The organism is Qingshengfaniella alkalisoli (assembly GCF_007855645.1).
GTDB classification, from domain to species: domain Bacteria; phylum Pseudomonadota; class Alphaproteobacteria; order Rhodobacterales; family Rhodobacteraceae; genus Qingshengfaniella; species Qingshengfaniella alkalisoli.
In genome coordinates this window covers 154,394-171,052 of the sequence record NZ_CP042263.1, presented here as the reverse complement: position 1 = coordinate 171,052, position 16,659 = coordinate 154,394, and the positions used below count along the sequence as shown (strand labels likewise).

Genomic DNA, 16,659 nt, shown 5'->3' with positions numbered 1-16,659 from the left:
GCCGATGCAGACACCTCCAGCCATCTCGTTTCAGGATCTCGGCCAGTGTTTCGAGACACGCTCCGGCCGGATAGAAGCACTGCGTGGCGTCGAATTCGACGTCGTGCGCCATGAATTCGTTGCGGTGCTTGGCCCGTCCGGTTGCGGCAAGTCCACCTTGCTGCGATTGATCGCCGGGCTGTTAGAACCGACATCGGGGCGGGTGGAGGTTTTTGGCTCCTCCGTGAAGGAACCGCGCGACGACGTGGGGATCGTTTTCCAGAAGCCCACACTCCTGCCTTGGGCAACGATCGAGGACAACGTCTGTTTTCCGGCCAGGCACAAACGCGGTCGCGTGGGGGCAAACGAGCGCACCCGCGCTCGTGATCTACTGGACATGGTCGGCCTCAAAGGCTTCGAGAAACGTTTGCCGAATGAATTGTCCGGCGGCATGCAGCAGCGCGTGGGCATCGCCCGCGCCCTGTTCATGCGCCCCGACATCCTGCTGATGGACGAACCCTTCTCCGCCCTCGACGCGCTGACGCGTGAGGAAATGGGACTGGAACTTCTGCGGATATGGGAGGCCGAGCCGAAGACGGTTCTATTCATCACCCATTCCATCAGCGAGGCGGTCCTGCTGGCCGACCGCGTCATCGTCATGAGCGCCCGCCCGGGTCGCGTCATAGAAGACATCAAGGTGCCCCTGCCGCGACCGCGCGGCCTGGAAACTTCCAACGCACAGGTAATGAATGACTTTTCAGCCCATCTCCGGTCGCTCCTCGTCGCGCCCCGCGCAGCGTGACATTGCGATGAGCACCCGAAATGCCATCCGGCATGCGGCAACGGCACCCGCCGTCTTGCCCGTGGCCACCTTCATCGGCCTATTAATCCTGTGGGAACTGGCCTGCCGCCTATTCGCGATCCCGTCCTATGTCCTGCCATCGCCAAGCCGCATCATGGGCGGCTTCGGTGCGGTCGACGCGGCACGTTGGTTCGCGCATGTGTGGTCGACCTTCCGCGTGGCAATGATGGGCTTTCTGTTGTCCATCGTGATCTCCTTGCCTATCGCCATCGCGCTTGCACGGTCGGAGGTCTTCTCCCGCGCAGTCTATCCCATCCTCGTGGTCATCCAGTCCACCCCCGTGGTGGCTATCGCGCCGATCATCATCGTCGTGATGGGGGCCGGCGATCTGCCGCGCGTCGTGATCACTTGCCTGATCACCTTCTTCCCGCTGGTCGTGTCCACGACGACCGGATTGCTCGCGACACCGCCCGAGTTGATCGAGCTGTCCCGAAGCCTGCGTGCTCCTGTCTGGCGCGAGATCACCCAGATCCGGTTGCCCTATGCCGTGCCCTATATCTTCTCCGCGCTGAAGATCTCCGTCACATTGTCGGTCATCGGCGCGGTGGTCGCTGAATTCGTGGCGGCCGAGAAGGGGCTGGGCTACTTCATCCAGTTCTCGACTTCCATGTTCCAGATCCAACAGGCGTGGTCCGGGCTTGTCGTGCTGGTCCTGCTATCTCTCTCGCTGTTTCAGGCCGTGAACCTGATCCAACGCGTGTTTTTCCCCTGGAGCATCGCGAGGCAGTCCCGATGACCAGTTTTCTTATCCAGGGCGCGAAAGGCATCCTGACCGGCAGACAAGGGACGGAGGCGCGGGCTTATGGCGACATCCGCGTGGCGGACGGCAAGATCACGGAAATCGGATCGCTCAGGGCAGGGCCCGGCGAGCGGGTCGTTGACGCTGGAGGCTGTGTCGTCACGCCGGGATTGGTGAACACGCATCACCACCTGTTTCAAAGCGTGCTGAAGGCTGTGCCGGAAGGGATGAACGAAGGTCTGGCCAAGTGGCTGCGGCTGGTGCCCTACAGCTATTGGCAGTTTCTGGATGAAGAAGCTTTGCGCGTCTCCGCGACTATAGGCATGGCTGAACTGGCACTGTCGGGGACGACGACCGTCGCGGATCATCACTACATCTACTCCGCCAGCTACGACTATGATCCTAATGAGATTTTGTTCGACACGGCTGATAAGTTCGGGATGCGGTTCGTGCTGGAACGCGGCGGTGCCACCAAGGGCCGGGTGTTCGATGACAGCAGGTCACTGCCTCTGCCCACCGAGACTCTGGATGCCATGCTGCAATCTGTGGAAGCGACAGCGAAGCAATGGCATGACCCGTCCGACGATGCGATGCGGCGCGTCATATTCGCCCCAACCACGCCAACATTTTCATTGCAAACCAATGAACTGGAAGATGCTATTAAAGCCGTCCGTGGCTTGGGGTTGCGTATCCATTCACACCTGTCCGAGAATATGGACTACGTGAACTATACGCTACAACAGTTTGATAAAAAACCAATCCATTGGCTCGCCGATCATGACTGGCTGGGTGAGGATGTCTTCTTCGCGCATTTGGTCGAATGCGATCCCTCAGAGGTCGCTCTTCTGGCAGCGACCGGCACCGGCATGGCGCATTGCCCGCAGGCAAATGCGCGGCTTGGATCGGGGATCGCTCCGGCGGCAGCGCTGTCTGATCTGGGTGGAAATGTTTCGCTGGCCGTTGACGGTGCAGCGGCGAATGAAGCGGCGGACATGGTGTCGGCGCTGTATTCGGCCTTCACGGTCCATCGCGCAGCAGGCGGTGCCGAAGCAGTGGATGCCGAAACGCTTATCCACTGGGCGACCGCAGGCGGAGCCAGGGTACTGGGACTGCCCGGCATCGGCACGATCGAGGTTGGGAAATCGGCGGATCTGGTGCTGTTCGACCTCGCCCACCCGCGCTACCTGGGTCAGCACGATGCGCTGATCGGGCCGGTGATTTCCGGGGGTGCAGCGGATGTACGTCACAGCTTCGTGCAGGGACGCCCGGTGGTCGAAAACGGCGCGCTGCCCTGGCTCGACATGGAACAGCTTGCGGCAGATGCCGCGCGCGTTACGGATCGGATCATTTCACAATCACAGGAGCTTGCCCGGGCCGTTTAGGGTGCGCCTCGCCCAATCACAGGGGAGTAGAAGCGGAAGGCGCAGCGCGTCGGTCATTGCTCCGGAAACACGCGAGGAATTTCCTCGTTCGTTACATCAGGAGATGAAAATGACAGTAGCAGATTACGCACTTGAAGAGCTGAACAAGGAAAAGACATTCGGCGGGGTGGGCAAGACCAAGGATCGCGATGTGCCGCGTATCGACATGAGCGATTTCGAGAACCGCAAGAAAGAAATCGCGAACCAGCTTTGGGCTGCCGCGACCGAAATCGGGTTCTTTCAGCTCGTCGGGCACGGTATCCCGCAAAGCCAGATTGATGATGCGTTCGAGATGACGGCGCGGTTCTTCGACCTGGCTGAAGAGGTGAAGGCGCAGTACCCGCTGGGCAAAGGTACCAATGCAGGCTGGGAATACAAGGCGCAGGTGCGCCCGTCGACGGGGACGGCGGACCAAAAGGAAAGCTATCAGATCACGCTGCCGCGTATGGAAAACCTTTGGCCAGCGGGCGAAGAACTGTCGGGCTTCAAAGCTGAAATGCTGGCGTTCGAGCGTGCCAACTGGGCGCTGGGGATGAAGGTGCTGTCCTGCTTCGCGTTGAAGCTGGGCTTCGCGCCGGATTTCTTCACCAACGCCCATGACCCGCTGTCGCCGGAATACCAATCCACGCTGCGCCTGATCCACTACCTGCCGATGGTCGACGCCAAGCCCGAAGATTTCGAAGGCTGGCGCGCTGGTGCCCATACCGATTTCGACTGCCTGACGCTATTACACCAGAAGACCGGGCAGGGTGGGCTGCAGCTATGCCCCGGCAAGGAAAGTTCGGAACTGGAATGGACGGATGTCGAGCCGCTGGACGGCGTCATCACCTGCAATATCGGCGACATGCTGATGCGCTGGAGCGATGACCAATTGCAATCCACGCTTCACCGCGTGCGGATGCCGAAGGCGGAGGAGTATCAAGGGTCGCGCTACTCGATGCCGTTTTTCTGCCAGGCGAACAAGGATGCGATGATTGAAGGGCCCAATGGAAAATATGGCCCAATTACCGCGCATGATTATCTGCAGCAGCGGATCGCGGCAAACTTCGCGAAGTAAGGTATGGCGGGTGTCGGGCGGAAATCCGACACCCGACGCTAATGCCGTTGACCAATGCTGAGCGAGATGGTCAGCGGTATATCTATACTCGTTCCATAGCCGACCGGTGTAGCGAGCACAGCCTTGTTTGACGCAGCGGTCGAAGCCGGTGTTTCTTGCGCAGGAAACGCCGTGCCGGTCCGAATGGCATCATCGCCAACCTTCAGCGCGAGTTCAACCAGCCGCGCGGCGTCGGGTTTGCTCTGACCGCGCAATTCTGACGGGACTTGCCGTAACCTGTGGATGATGCGCGAGATTCGAATGCCTTCATTCGCCACCCACTTCACCGTGGTTTGGTTGGGGTCTTGAACACGATCCCAGATATTTCCGTCATGCGTCAGCCAGTTGCCCATCTCGTCGCGCGCCGGAACACCGGCATGATGCAGAGCGACGACTTCCCATTTGTCGCTGAAAACCGGTGAACCGGATGAACCGGGTCTCGTGTCACCGGTATATTGCGCGACGATGTCAGGGCTCTCCGGAAGATATGACAGAAGGCTTTCACGAAACACCACCTGTTTCCGTTCAGCCGACGGATGCTGGATGATGTTTACTGGCTGGCCCAGGCGGATCTTGCCTTCGACTCCGACCAGGGGAAGATAGCCAAAGTCCGTAAGACTGCGACCGTCCTGGCCGGTTGGCGCGACAGCCACGATCGCCATGTCCAGCCTCGCATCAGCAAAGAACATCCGGTGGGGTTCGAGGATGAACTCCGTCCCATCGAGTTCTGCGCTACCGATATCGAGTTCATAATCGAACTGAACCGAAGAGGCCTGTGCGTCCGCCGCATCGCGCAGCACATGATGATTGGTCATCAAGATTCCCGGCGCGATCAGAAAACCGGTTCCGAAACCACCTTTGCTTCCACGGTCAATAATCCGTCCTACGGCGCGCATTGCCAATCCTGCGCGCTTGACGAACATCACCGACAGGAATTCTTCGGCCTTGCCAATGATCCGCTCCAGCGAAATCTCGGGCGTGAGAAGTGTTTCTGCCACGTTCTGCCCGCTGGCGAGCTGCTCCAATTGTTGACGTAAACGGATCAGTGCCGGTTCAAGGTGAATCTCGGGAATGCTTTCCAGTTGTGTCAACAAGCGGCGCGCATACTTGGCGAGCCGGACGGGCGTCTCGGCCCGCACGGAATGTCCGGTATTCACCAACTGCGCAACCTTGGCGCGTGGGGCTTCCGTTTGCGCCCAGTTGCGGCTTGCGCTGTCAACAATGTTGACCGGATACCCGCTCGCGGGCTGTTCTGGTCGCGGCCCCGCACCATGAGACAATTCCGGATCCGGGTCAAAGGTCTCGGACAGAAAGCCGCGGGTCAGGTCCCGCTCGGTCGGTTCGACGATTAACCGGGCGTCTCGTTCGGCCTCCGACAATAGCTGCGTCTCGGAAACTTCGACAGCCGCGATGCTTTCAGCGGCGGTGATCCGGGCCTGACGGGGCAGGGCAGATGTCTGGCCAGTGCGTGCAAGATCAATAGCCGCACGGATCACGGCATCTGCATTGCACAGCGCCCCGTGTTCCCCCGGATGGTAATAGCGCGGCACATTGCCCATCTCGGCCAGGTCGCGTGGTACGGTTCCGTCGCCATCGCGATTGACAGAAAAGACGAGTTCCTGATTTTCGATCCGGGCGCTTTGGATCGTTTCCTGGCTGGTTCCAATGATCTGGTAGAAACGGTCATCCGGCGCGGGCAGCTCTTCCAACGCACGGCGGGCGCTGTCCATCGCGGCCTTGAGGGGGCGCACGCCCGATGTCGGCCAACCATCCACCGCGAAATAGTTTTCATCCGGCCGCATGGACGGGGCGGGCATCATCTGAAGCAGTCCGGGAAAATGGCGCAGGTAATCGCGCGCCAGCTCTTCCGGTGTGTGACGCAAATCGATGCGCGCAACCGTCTGAAGCAAGCTGTGATTGAGCCGTATGATTTTTACCGGCGAGTAGGACCCAAGATTGGGCGTTCCTACGGTGATGACACGCGAGACATATTTCCTGTCCGGGTCCATGGCTGCAATCTGGCGTGCAACCAGCCCCCCCATACTATGCGCGACGAGGATGACATCGCGATAGCCCCGCGTTTCGAACATTCGGCGAAACTGGTTGCCACATCCGGCCGGTGGGTAGCGCCAGTCAAATGGAAGGTAGCCCGCCGCGAAGCCCGCGCGCTGAAACGCGAACTTCATCTTCAGATAGGGAAAGAGAACTGGCCCGGTTGCCTGGATTAGGTTGTCGCCCTCCCATTTCAGACGGGCAATACCACCTGCGGCTATATCGATCGGGTCGATCCAGACGAGATCCGTCACACCATCGCGAATGACGCTTAGCTTCGACCCCAGAATACCGGGCATGATGAAGACGCGCTGCCTGAAACTTTCGGTCAGTGTGGTGGCGGGGGGAAGGTTTTGCGCCTCGCCGCGAAGTTCTTCGTAAAGTGAATCGCCAAACAATCGGCGCAGGTCAGGCTCGTGTTCTCCGCTACGCAGAAAGACTTCGACTTCATGTTCTGTAAAGTCGGTCATGATGAAATCCGTGCAACCAATGAAATCAATATTGACCCAAGGTAACATATACGCTTTTGGACGACCAACTCCGGAATACCGGTACTTTCGAACGTCGACATGAAATAGCCCGGCGCGATAGCCGGGCTTAACCTGTTCAATGGGCGCCGTCGGAGGCCATGGCGCTGGAACGCACTTGGTCTTCGGCATCCTCGCTGCTGCCCGTTCCATTGAGAAACGCGTTAAGTCCGACTGCCGATACCGCTGCCAAGAGGATGCCAGAGTCGATCAGTGGATGGATCGCGTGCGGTAGCCACATTTTGAAGTCCGGTGCGATCAGGGGAATCATCCCCATGCCGAGCGATACCGCGACAATCATCGCGTTGTGCCGGTTTTTCTTGAAATCAACGTTTCCAAGGATACGCACACCTGTCGCCGCAACCATGCCGAACATGACGATTCCTGCGCCGCCAAGAACCGAGACGGGCAGTGCCTCGACCAGCGCACCCATTTTGGGCACAAGACCCAGAACAATCATAACCGCACCCCCAGCAACGCAAACGTAGCGAGATCGAACCCCAGTAATACCGACCAACCCGACGTTCTGGCTGAACGATGTGTAAGGAAAGGTATTGAACAGCCCGCCGATGAGCGTGCCGAGCCCGTCAGTGCGCAATCCGGCACACAGCTTGGGTTGCTCGATCTTCTTTCCGCACATCTCGCCAAGCGCGAGGAACATTCCGGTGGATTCTATCATCACGACGATCATGACCATAACCATGGTAAGGATCATAATGGGATCAAAGATTGGCATGCCGAAATGCAATGGGGCAATCAGCGAGAACCATTTTGCGTCGTGCAGCGCGTCAAAATGCATCAGACCAAATGCTGCCGCAACGCCCGCACCCACGCCGATACCGACCAAAACCGCGATATTGGCAAAAAACCCTTTGGCAAAGCGCGCAACTATCAGGACCGTGACCAGAACAAATGCCGAGATCAACATTCCCTGATGGGTAGCATAGGCAGGATTGGCCACATTCGCCGCCGGAGCAAAGCCCTCTGGCACCGGTTCCAGTGCTGCGGATGACTTGGCCGCCTCAAGCCACGCCTCGTGGGCCGGGTCAACGATATGCGGCGCTGTGTCGCCAACGGGCAGCCCAAAGATCCAGTTGATCCCGACGGGCATCAGGGTGACGCCGATCACCAGAATGATCGTACCAGTCACGATAGGCGGAAAGAAACGCAGCATACGGCTGATGAATGGTGCCAAGGCCATCGAGATGACGCCCGCGCCGATGATCGACCCGAACAGCATGCGCGCGCCTTCCGCTCCCGGGTTGGCAAGCGCAATCGAGACCATCGGCCCTACCGAAGCGAAGGTAACGCCCATCATGACAGGCAACTGGATGCCGAAAAAGCGTGTCGCACCAAGCGATTGGATAATCGACATGATCCCGCAGACGAACAAATCGGCCGAGATCAGAAAAGCGATATCTGCGCTACTGAGGCCAAGCACACGGCCGATGATCAACGGAACTGCAATGGCGCCTGCATACATCACAAGGACATGCTGGACCCCTAGGGTAAAAAGTTGGGTTGGCGGTAGTTTTTCATGCACCGCGTCAGTATGTTGGCTCATTTTCGGAATCTCCTCCCTCTCCCGATCCAAAGCTTGGTCGACACGAAACAGCCACGCGCTCCTCGATGCGCCGCAGGTTTCGTGAATGGCGAGGTTAAAAGCACGAAGAGAAAGTTCCCAATTTTTTACTACGTATCTGTTTCTCCGGGGTAGGCAGAAAAATTACGCAGTTACAAACTACTAGGTTTTTCATATGCTGCCTGTAACTCTTCGGCTTTAGAAGAAGAACCTTCCCGTGGACTTGGTCAATTTATTATATTAATTGTCATAACTTCGCTTATTACTATTGCAGCTCACACAGACGCATATCCGGCAGCTTTGAAGAAATTGCAGCACTCGAAGCCAACTGCTCGAGTTCTTCCAGCTGTTGGCACCTTGCCCTGTCCGCATGCAGGAATGCGCCGGGACACATCAAAGGCGGTGCAAGCAGCGGCACAGTATACGCCGCTGCTTGCACCGCCTAGGACCTCAAGGGCACCGCGTATGACGAGATGGTCCGACTCAAGTTGATGTGGCGGCCAATTAACTCAGGCTCAAAGCACATAACCAGTACATGACGGTTCCCGAACTTGATATCGAACTGTTGAATGGCGGCAGGTTCCGAAGCGACGCGCTCGGGATTCGGCCAGTGTTGATGGCGCTCGGCTTTTCTACCCGCCCCGTCAGTGACCAAGCGACGGAGATGCCAACATGACAGCCCTTGCCGAAACCACTGTACGGACTGTTTTCTCCTGCGCAATCGATAACCCCAGATTCAGGACTTCCCTGTCGGTTGTGTCAGGCACCCAGGCGCAGCGCACAAATAGAAGACAATGGCAAGACGGGCCCGCCGGAACCTTTTCGAACCACCATTGTGGCCGCGATTAACTTGGATATCTAAACTCTTTCCCGGCCATCGGAGTGAGATTGACTGATTGGTTGGACGCAAAATCTAGACTACCGTCCACTCTAGCAACCATTTGTCCAATATCCTGCACATCGACATGCAGCAATGTATCTGCTCCCAGTCGCTCGATATGCCGTATGCGGCCTGTCCACTTGCCAGCCCCATCGGATACAGTGATGTGCTCGGGGCGTATACCGTAGGTGCTGCATCCCATTTCGTGCGCCAGTTTACCTTCAAAGATGTTCATCTTGGGCGAGCCGATAAAGCCTGCAACAAACGGCGTGACAGGGTTCTGGTAGACCTCCATCGGGGTGCCGACCTGCTCGATCTTGCCGCGATTCAGGACGACGATCTTTGTCCCCATCGTCATGGCTTCGGTTTGGTCGTGAGTTACATAGATCATGGTTGTGCCAAGCCGTTCATGTAGCTCCGTCAGTTCGATCCTCATCTGGCTGCGCAAGGCCGCATCGAGGTTCGACAAAGGTTCGTCGAACAGGAAAACCTTTGGATTACGGATGATGGACCTGCCAATCGCAACGCGTTGCCGCTGGCCTCCGCTCAACTCCTTGGGCCTGCGATCGAGAAGCGATTCAAGTTGTAGAACGCGCGCCACTTCTTGAACTCTGCTCGCAATTTCAGGCTTGGGCATACGCTTTAGTGACAAGCCGAAGCCAATGTTTTCGGCAACCGTGAGATGCGGGTATAGCGCGTAGGACTGGAATACCATCGCGATACCCCGTTGGGACGGGTCGGAATGAGTGACGTTCTTGTCGCCGATCCCTATCGTACCGGAGGTCGCTTCCTCCAATCCTGAGATCATCCGCAGCAACGTCGATTTTCCGCAGCCAGACGGGCCGACAAAGACACAGAATTCGCCAGGCTCGATTTCAAGGTCTACACCCTGGATCACGTCCACGGCGCCGAAGCTTTTCTTGAGGTTTTTCAAAACGACACGCGACATGGCTTATCCTTTTACAGCGCCCTTCGTCATTCCTGCCACGATCTGCCTGTTGAAGAACACAAAGACGATCAGCGGAGGTATGGTAATGAGCAGGATGTTCATGAACAGAAGGTTCATCTGGCTGACGTACTGGCTCTGAAAATTGTAGAGCGTCAGTTGAACGGTAATATTCTCGGCACCCGGCAAGTAATAGAGCGGATGCGTGAAGTCGTTGAAAATAGAAATCGACTGAACGACTATGACCGTCACTGTCACCGGTTTCAGTAATGGCAGGATCACACGGAAGAATATCTGCCAAGGCTTCGCACCGTCTATGATCGCCGCTTCGTCCAGATCACGCGGGATCGTGGCAATGAAGGATCGGAACAGCAAGACTGTGAAGCCCATGCCATAGGCGACCTGGATCAGGATCATGCCGTGTAGCGTTTTGAACAGACCCAGCCCCTGCAGAACCCAGATGGTCGGCACTACCGCAGGGGGGATCATCAGGCCCGACAACGCCACCGCATAAACGATACGCGTTGCCCGGTTGGGGCGACGCTGAACGACGTATCCGACCATCGCACCAAAAATGACCAGCAATGCGATCGCACCCACGGTAATGACGATGGAGTTGAAATACGCCAAAAGAAGTGCGTAATCGCGGGCCTTCACAACGTCGATCAGGTTCTGCCAGATCAACCAGCGATCCGGCAGAGAGAAATCAAGCTGGCTGGCCTCCTGCGCGCTTTTGCCCGCGTTGATTACCACGAAGATGAACGGGATCACGAACACGAAAAATGCGACGCAAAGTGAAATGACGCCGATGACGAAATCTCTACGCTTCATGCCTGAATCTCCTTGCGGTTCAACCACCACGCCAGCGGTGCGACGATACAGGCGATCAGAAGGAACAGGATCACGTTGCCGGCCGTGGACAATCCCCAGAACCCGGCCTGATACTGTTTGTAGATCACCGAAGCGAGAACATCCGACGAGAAGCCGGGTCCTCCGCGGGTCATCGCCCAGATCAGGTCGAACAGGCGCAGCCCCCCGATCAGTGACAAAATGATCACCGTTGTTGTCGCGGGACGAACCAGCGGAACGGTCACGCGCCAGAATTGCTGCAATCGGGTGGCGCCGTCGATGCGGGCGGCTTCATAGTAATCCTGACTTATGGTCGCCAGCCCGGCGATGTAGATCAGCGTCGCCAGCCCGACACCGCGCCAGACATCGACCAACGCAACCGAAAGAAGCGCGAGTTTCGGGTTGGTCAGCCAGCCCGGGCCATCAATGCCGATTGCAGCAAGCGCCACGTTTATTGCACCTTCGGTGGGGTGCATGAGTTCCTGGAACAGAAGCCCTACCCCGATGGTCGAGACCAACACCGGGAAGAAAACGACAGACCGCAGCAGGCCCTGACCGAAGATCCCCGACGTCAGAAGCACGGCCAGCAACAGCCCCAGAACCGTCTTCAGCCCTGAGGTCAGAAAGGCAAAGACCAAAGTGTTCACCAAACCGCGGACCAGGAAGGGTTCGGAAAAGAATTGGAGGTAGTTGTCGACGCCCGCAAAACGCGCCTCGAACGGATCCCAATAGGTCAGGCTGAAGTAGAAAGAGGCAATTGTCGGCACGAGGAACAGGACGACGAAGACAGCAGCCGCTGGCAGGATGAACCAGTACGGATAAGGAGATTTTCGATACATGGCATACCTTGGTCGAGAGAGGCCCCAATTCTGGTCTTGAGGCCTCTGTTGCGCGTCACCCGAAGAAGGACATTACCAGTTGGGAAGACCCAATTGACGCGCCTGCTTCGCGACATCCTTGTCGTAAAGCTCCGCCGCGCTCTGCGCGTCGCGGATGCCGGAACCGACCTCGACCGTCAGTTGTTCCAGCGCGGGGCCCTTGACCGGCGACAGAAATTCGAGCGCGGGCGCGGTGCGCACTTCCTCTTCAAAATAGGGCAGCATGTCGGCAACCATGCCCGGAACCTCCGGAGGCAATGTGCAGCCCTCGATCAGATATGGTCCGGTGGCGCCAATAGTATCGGTAATGATGTCGCACGCCTCTGGCGAGGCAACGAAATTCAGGAAATCCTTCGCAATCTCAGGATGCTCGGTCGAGCGTGGCGCATAAAGCGAGGTCGGCATCCACACTGTCAGGCCGTTTTCGTCCGCGCTGTCGCCCGGCTGCGCGAAGAAGCCGACATCCTCCATTTGGTCGGGATGGTTCTGCTGAAACAAGCCAACCGCAAAGGTCAGCATCGGGTAATGCGCAGCTTCACCGGTCGCGACCATTCGAACACCGTCGTTATAGTTCGCCGCACCGAAGTCTTCGTTGAAGTAGCCCGCTTCATAGGCTTCCTGCAGCTTTTCAAACCCGCGCAGGGCGGCCGGCGTCGTGGCATATTTCGCTTCGTTAGCAGTATATTGCTCGGCGAAGGCGGGCACCTCGGATTGGACGTTATAATAATCGGCCAGCACGAAGAGTTGGCTCGTCCAGGTTTCCCTGTATGTCTGGGCAATTGGCGCGACCTCGGTTTCTTCGGCAATCCGGGCGTTGTTCGCCATGAATGCGTCCCAGGTCTTGGGGATCTCCAGCCCGAGCTGTTCATAGGTGGGTTTGTGATAATAGATACCGCCACCCTGCGCGGTCTCGTACGGAACGCCATAAGTCCCGCCTTCGGAACCTTGAACCGTCGAAATGAACGCGTCGTTGATCAGCCCGAAGTTCGGAATATCGTCGATCGCGAGCAATGTGCGATCGGGACGCAATGCTTGCAGCAGCGAACCGGAATTGTAGATGAACAGGTCTGACATTTCGCCGGTCGCGAGGCGGGTCTTGACGATATTGTCACCTTCGCTACCGCCCGGACGGGTCTCGATCGAGAATGTGACATCGGGATGTGCCGCGGTATAGGCCGCCGTGAGTGCTTCTGTGACCGCTACGGAATCCGCGCTGGAATCGGTCAGGAATGTCAGTTCCTGCGCAGAAGCGGTCATTGCTGTGCCGGCCGTGATTGCAGTGGTCAGTATCAAGTATTTTTTCATGTTTTCCTCCCTGTGCGGTCCGTCTCCACCCGGACCAATTGAACTGAACTTAGATGTCGAAGCCGATCTCGTGTGTGCCTGATGACAACGTCAGGCCCTCCGGCGGTACCAAAGCCGTCTCGCCATCAATCGTCACGCCGTTGTATATGTCGGCGGGCAAAACGCCCTCGCATCCCTCGGGCAAAGTCACCCGATAGGTCGCACGGCCATTCGCAAGAACCCATGATGCCTCGACCCGCCCATGCCGGCAGTCGTGCCACATCGTGACCTTGCCCAACTCCGGCAATACGGTCGGAGCAAGGCGCACGCGATCAAAGCCCGGCGCATCTTCCATCGGCTGCACACCCGCGACATTCTCGAACAGCCACTGGCAGACTGCGCCATAGGCGTAGTGATTGTAGCTGTTCATCAGTGGCTCGTAGATCGTGCCGTCCTCGCCGATCGCGTCCCAGCGTTCCCAGATCGTCGTGGCGCCCCGGTCCACCTGGTAGAGCCAGCCGGGCACCTTGCGGTTGAGGAAGACCTTTTCGGCGAGGTCGTTCATGCCCAGCTTCGACAGCGCGGGCAGCAGAGCAGGCGTGCCGATGAAGCCGGTGCCGATCTTGTGTTTCGCATCCACGATCACCCGGCGAAAATAGCCCTTGGCGGCTTCGAAATGTTCGACCGGAACGAGATCGTAGAGAAAGGCGAGCGCATACGAGGTTTGGTCATTGTGTGCCATCCGCCCGGACGCCGAAAAGTATTCTCGGGCGAAAGCGTCACGGATAACCTTGGCATTCGCCTCCAGTTTTTCCGCCTCTGCCGTTTCTCCGATCACCCGCGCGATCTTTGCTGCCAGATCCGTGGAAATCGCAAAGTAAAGCGTCGCAGCACAATCGTCTGCGATGGTCGGGCGTGGCTTGCGGTTGTCGCCCACCGGCTGCAGCCAGTCACCGAAGGTAAACCCTTTCTGGCCCCAGCTCGAATGCGGGTGGATGATCGGGCCGTCCGAGATGCTCCACAGGTAGTCGAGCCATTTCAGCATCGCGGGGAAACATTCGCGCAGCACATCCTCGCGCCCGTAATGCAGGTAAAGCTGCCAGGGCATGACCGTGATCACATCGCCCCATCCGGTCGACCCTGCCCAGTCGCCCGTGAATTTCGATCCCGGCCTGCGCGTCGGGTCCGGCGTAAAATGTGGTACGCCGCCATCGTCGCGCTGGTCGTGCATGACGTCGCGCAGATACTTCCGCAGAAAGCGTTCACTATCTGCCAGCCAGCACGCCGTTCCCGCGAAGACCTGTGCATCACCGGTCCAACCAAGCCGCTCGTCGCGCTGAGGGCAGTCCGTGGGTATCTCAATGAAATTTCCTCGCTGCGACCAGATGGTGTTGAGAACCAACCGGTTCACGGCGGCCACGTCACATTCAAATCCACCGGCGACATCGGGCACAGAAGATATAGGGACAGACACGATATCGAGCAATTCTGTATCGCCCTCGATCGTCACCCGGGCATAGCGATAGCCCATGAAGGTGAACATTGGCGCCCAACATTCTTCTCCGTCGCCTGACAACGTGTAGGAAAGCGCCGCCCGCGCGACACGGTAGTTGCGGTTGTCGAACTCGCCATTCGGGCCCAGTACCTCGGCAAAATCGATATAGACCTTGGCGCCTGCCGCCCCCTTTACGCGGATGCGCGTATATCCAGCCACGTTCTGACCAAAGTCGTAAATGACGGCATCGCCCACGGTCCAACTCCCGACCGGTTTCAACGAATCCAGTTCCTTTACGGCCTCCGCCTCGTGGGCAACGAACAATGCCGTGTCCGTTTCCAAGACTTCAACACTGCCTGAAATCTCCGGCTTCAGCCCCGCGTCGTAATCCTCCCCGTAATAGATGCCGGACTTCGTGACGGGCAACAGTCCGCTCTGCCAGTCCGGGCCTGTCGCACAAACGGTTGCGCCGCCATCTACGATCTCGGCGATCGCGCCGATCCGATCACCCCAGCCATTGGGGATCGCGTATTCGCGCCACATCAAGGGTGAACGGAACCAGCCGTCGCCCAGCCAGATCTCGATCCGGTTTTCACCTTCTTGCGCCAGGTCTGAAATGTCATAGGTCTGGAAAGCGATACGATTGTCATAGCATGTCCAGCCCGGTGTTAGGCAGTCGTTCCCGACCCGCTTCCCATTTACAAACGCCCGGTAGAGCCCCTGCGCCGAAATATAAAGCATGGGCCGTGATCCTGCTGGCAGCGTGAACGACCCCGCGACGAAGCTTGCACGCCTCCCGACACCCTCATCGACATCCGGCGAAATGACCTTTGCGTCCCAGCTTCTACGTTGCAGCATTTCGGCCGCGTCAGACGCGAGCCGGACATCTTCCATCGTCATGTAACCCTCCCAAGCATCTCTCCTTCGAGAAATGTAGACTGTTCTACGTAAACTGTTATACAAGCGCCTTTCCTTGACAAGAACTTTTTTAGAAGCGTCTGCTGCACTGCCAACTGGAGGGATTAAAATATGCGCAAGGCCTCGCCCGCAGCCAAACCGAAAGTGACGATCAGAACGGTCGCCGAAGACGCGGGCGTATCCGTCGCGGCGGTTTCCAAGGTCCTGCGGAATGCCTATGGGGTCAGCGACTCGCTGCGTAATAAAGTAACTGTTTCCATTGAGAAACTTGGTTACCGGCCAAGTACCGCAGCGCGAGGAATGCGTGGTCGGACCTACACTGTCGGCGTGCTTCTGGTTGAATTGCGTAATCCCTTCCTTGCGGAGGTGATCGATGGCATCAAGCCCACCCTGAGTGACGCCAACAGGCAAGTGTTGATTGGTGTAAGCGACGCCCAGGCGTCGCTGGAGGTTTCGTTGATTCAATCAATGATGGACATGCGCGTCGACGGGCTGATTCTGATAGCACCGCGCATGAATGGAGAGGTGCTGGCAAAATACGCGCGCGAGATCCCGATTGTTGCCATCGGGCATCATGAACCGACTGCCGATACATTCGACACCGTCAATTCCGACGACCGCCAAGGCGCAAGGCTGGCAGTCCGGGCTCTGAAGGACAAGGGCTGCCATAATATCCATATGGTCAATATCCCCCCCAAGCCTGATGCTCCCTTCGTTGTCAGCACCCAACGCCAGATTGGATTCCTTGAAGGCATGGGCCTGTCAGGGCACGAGGCGGGACAACGCGTCCATTTTCTTCCCGAACGGATCAATGCGGAAGACGTGAAGCTCCGTGAATTCTTCTCGCTCGATCCATTGCCAGACGGCGTGTTCTGCTGGAGTGATATTCACGGCGTCCAGCTTTTGAACGAAGCTGAACGCTTCGGTGTCTCTGTCCCTGCTCGAATGAAATTTGTGGGCTACGACAATTCGCCCACAGCGTCACTTCCATTGGTCGGCCTGTCCAGCATCGATCAGGATCCTCAACGGATCGGCAGCAAAGCAGCGGAACTGCTGCTGTCACGAATCGATGGTCGGTCCGTTCCGGAGCATCTCCTCATCGAACCGACATATGTGGACCGGAGATCGAGTCAGTAGAACGAGTTAGTAAA

12 protein-coding genes are annotated in these 16,659 nt (G+C 57.8%); 5 read left to right on the top strand and 7 right to left on the bottom strand.

The window, feature by feature from the left end; translation table 11 throughout:
* The first annotated feature begins 4 nt into the window (after positions 1 to 4).
* The 4 genes from FPZ52_RS14185 (at position 5) to FPZ52_RS14170 (ending at position 4,058) form a co-directional block, all read left to right on the top strand.
* Complete coding sequence (locus tag FPZ52_RS14185; protein ID WP_146366267.1) at positions 5 to 781, top strand: ABC transporter ATP-binding protein; 777 nt, start codon at positions 5 to 7, stop codon at positions 779 to 781.
* A gap of 7 nt (positions 782 to 788) precedes the next feature.
* On the top strand, positions 789 to 1,577 hold the full coding sequence (locus tag FPZ52_RS14180) for an ABC transporter permease (RefSeq protein ID WP_146366428.1): 789 nt from the start codon (positions 789 to 791) through the stop codon (positions 1,575 to 1,577).
* A complete protein-coding gene (locus FPZ52_RS14175; protein ID WP_146366266.1) occupies positions 1,574 to 2,962 on the top strand; it encodes an amidohydrolase family protein in 1,389 nt (462 codons plus the stop codon). The genes FPZ52_RS14180 and FPZ52_RS14175 overlap by 4 nt, the downstream gene beginning before the upstream one ends.
* A 109-nt stretch (positions 2,963 to 3,071) precedes the next feature.
* Positions 3,072 to 4,058, top strand: a complete 987-nt coding sequence (locus FPZ52_RS14170) for an isopenicillin N synthase family dioxygenase (protein WP_146366265.1) — start codon at positions 3,072 to 3,074, stop codon at positions 4,056 to 4,058.
* Positions 4,059 to 4,096: 38 nt separating this feature from the next.
* On the opposite strand, the gene FPZ52_RS14165 is transcribed toward FPZ52_RS14170, so the two are convergent.
* From FPZ52_RS14165 to FPZ52_RS14135, 7 genes are all read right to left on the bottom strand, one after another.
* The gene (locus FPZ52_RS14165) at positions 4,097 to 6,619 is read right to left on the bottom strand and encodes a trypsin-like peptidase domain-containing protein (protein ID WP_168201372.1); all 2,523 of its coding nucleotides are present in this window, start codon (positions 6,617 to 6,619) and stop codon (positions 4,097 to 4,099) included.
* Between the two features lie 136 nt (positions 6,620 to 6,755).
* Positions 6,756 to 8,240 (bottom strand): nucleobase:cation symporter-2 family protein, encoded by a 1,485-nt coding sequence (locus FPZ52_RS14160; protein WP_146366263.1) that lies wholly within the window; start codon positions 8,238 to 8,240, stop codon positions 6,756 to 6,758.
* A gap of 863 nt (positions 8,241 to 9,103) precedes the next feature.
* Positions 9,104 to 10,087: an ABC transporter ATP-binding protein gene (locus FPZ52_RS14155; protein ID WP_146366262.1), complete on the bottom strand. Its 984-nt coding sequence runs from the start codon at positions 10,085 to 10,087 to the stop codon at positions 9,104 to 9,106.
* A gap of 3 nt (positions 10,088 to 10,090) precedes the next feature.
* Entirely contained in the window at positions 10,091 to 10,915 is an 825-nt protein-coding gene (locus FPZ52_RS14150; protein ID WP_146366261.1) for a carbohydrate ABC transporter permease, read from the bottom strand.
* Complete coding sequence (locus tag FPZ52_RS14145; protein WP_146366260.1) at positions 10,912 to 11,772, bottom strand: carbohydrate ABC transporter permease; 861 nt, start codon at positions 11,770 to 11,772, stop codon at positions 10,912 to 10,914. Before FPZ52_RS14145 ends, FPZ52_RS14150 begins: the two co-directional genes overlap by 4 nt.
* 72 nt (positions 11,773 to 11,844) lie before the next feature.
* A complete protein-coding gene (locus tag FPZ52_RS14140) occupies positions 11,845 to 13,116 on the bottom strand; it encodes an ABC transporter substrate-binding protein (RefSeq protein ID WP_146366259.1) in 1,272 nt (423 codons plus the stop codon).
* A gap of 49 nt (positions 13,117 to 13,165) precedes the next feature.
* Positions 13,166 to 15,484, bottom strand: a complete 2,319-nt coding sequence (locus tag FPZ52_RS14135; protein ID WP_146366427.1) for an alpha-L-rhamnosidase — start codon at positions 15,482 to 15,484, stop codon at positions 13,166 to 13,168.
* A gap of 135 nt (positions 15,485 to 15,619) precedes the next feature.
* Here FPZ52_RS14135 and FPZ52_RS14130 point away from each other — a divergent pair, with 135 nt between their 5' ends.
* On the top strand, positions 15,620 to 16,645 hold the full coding sequence (locus FPZ52_RS14130; protein ID WP_146366258.1) for a LacI family DNA-binding transcriptional regulator: 1,026 nt from the start codon (positions 15,620 to 15,622) through the stop codon (positions 16,643 to 16,645).
* Positions 16,646 to 16,659 lie beyond the last annotated feature (14 nt).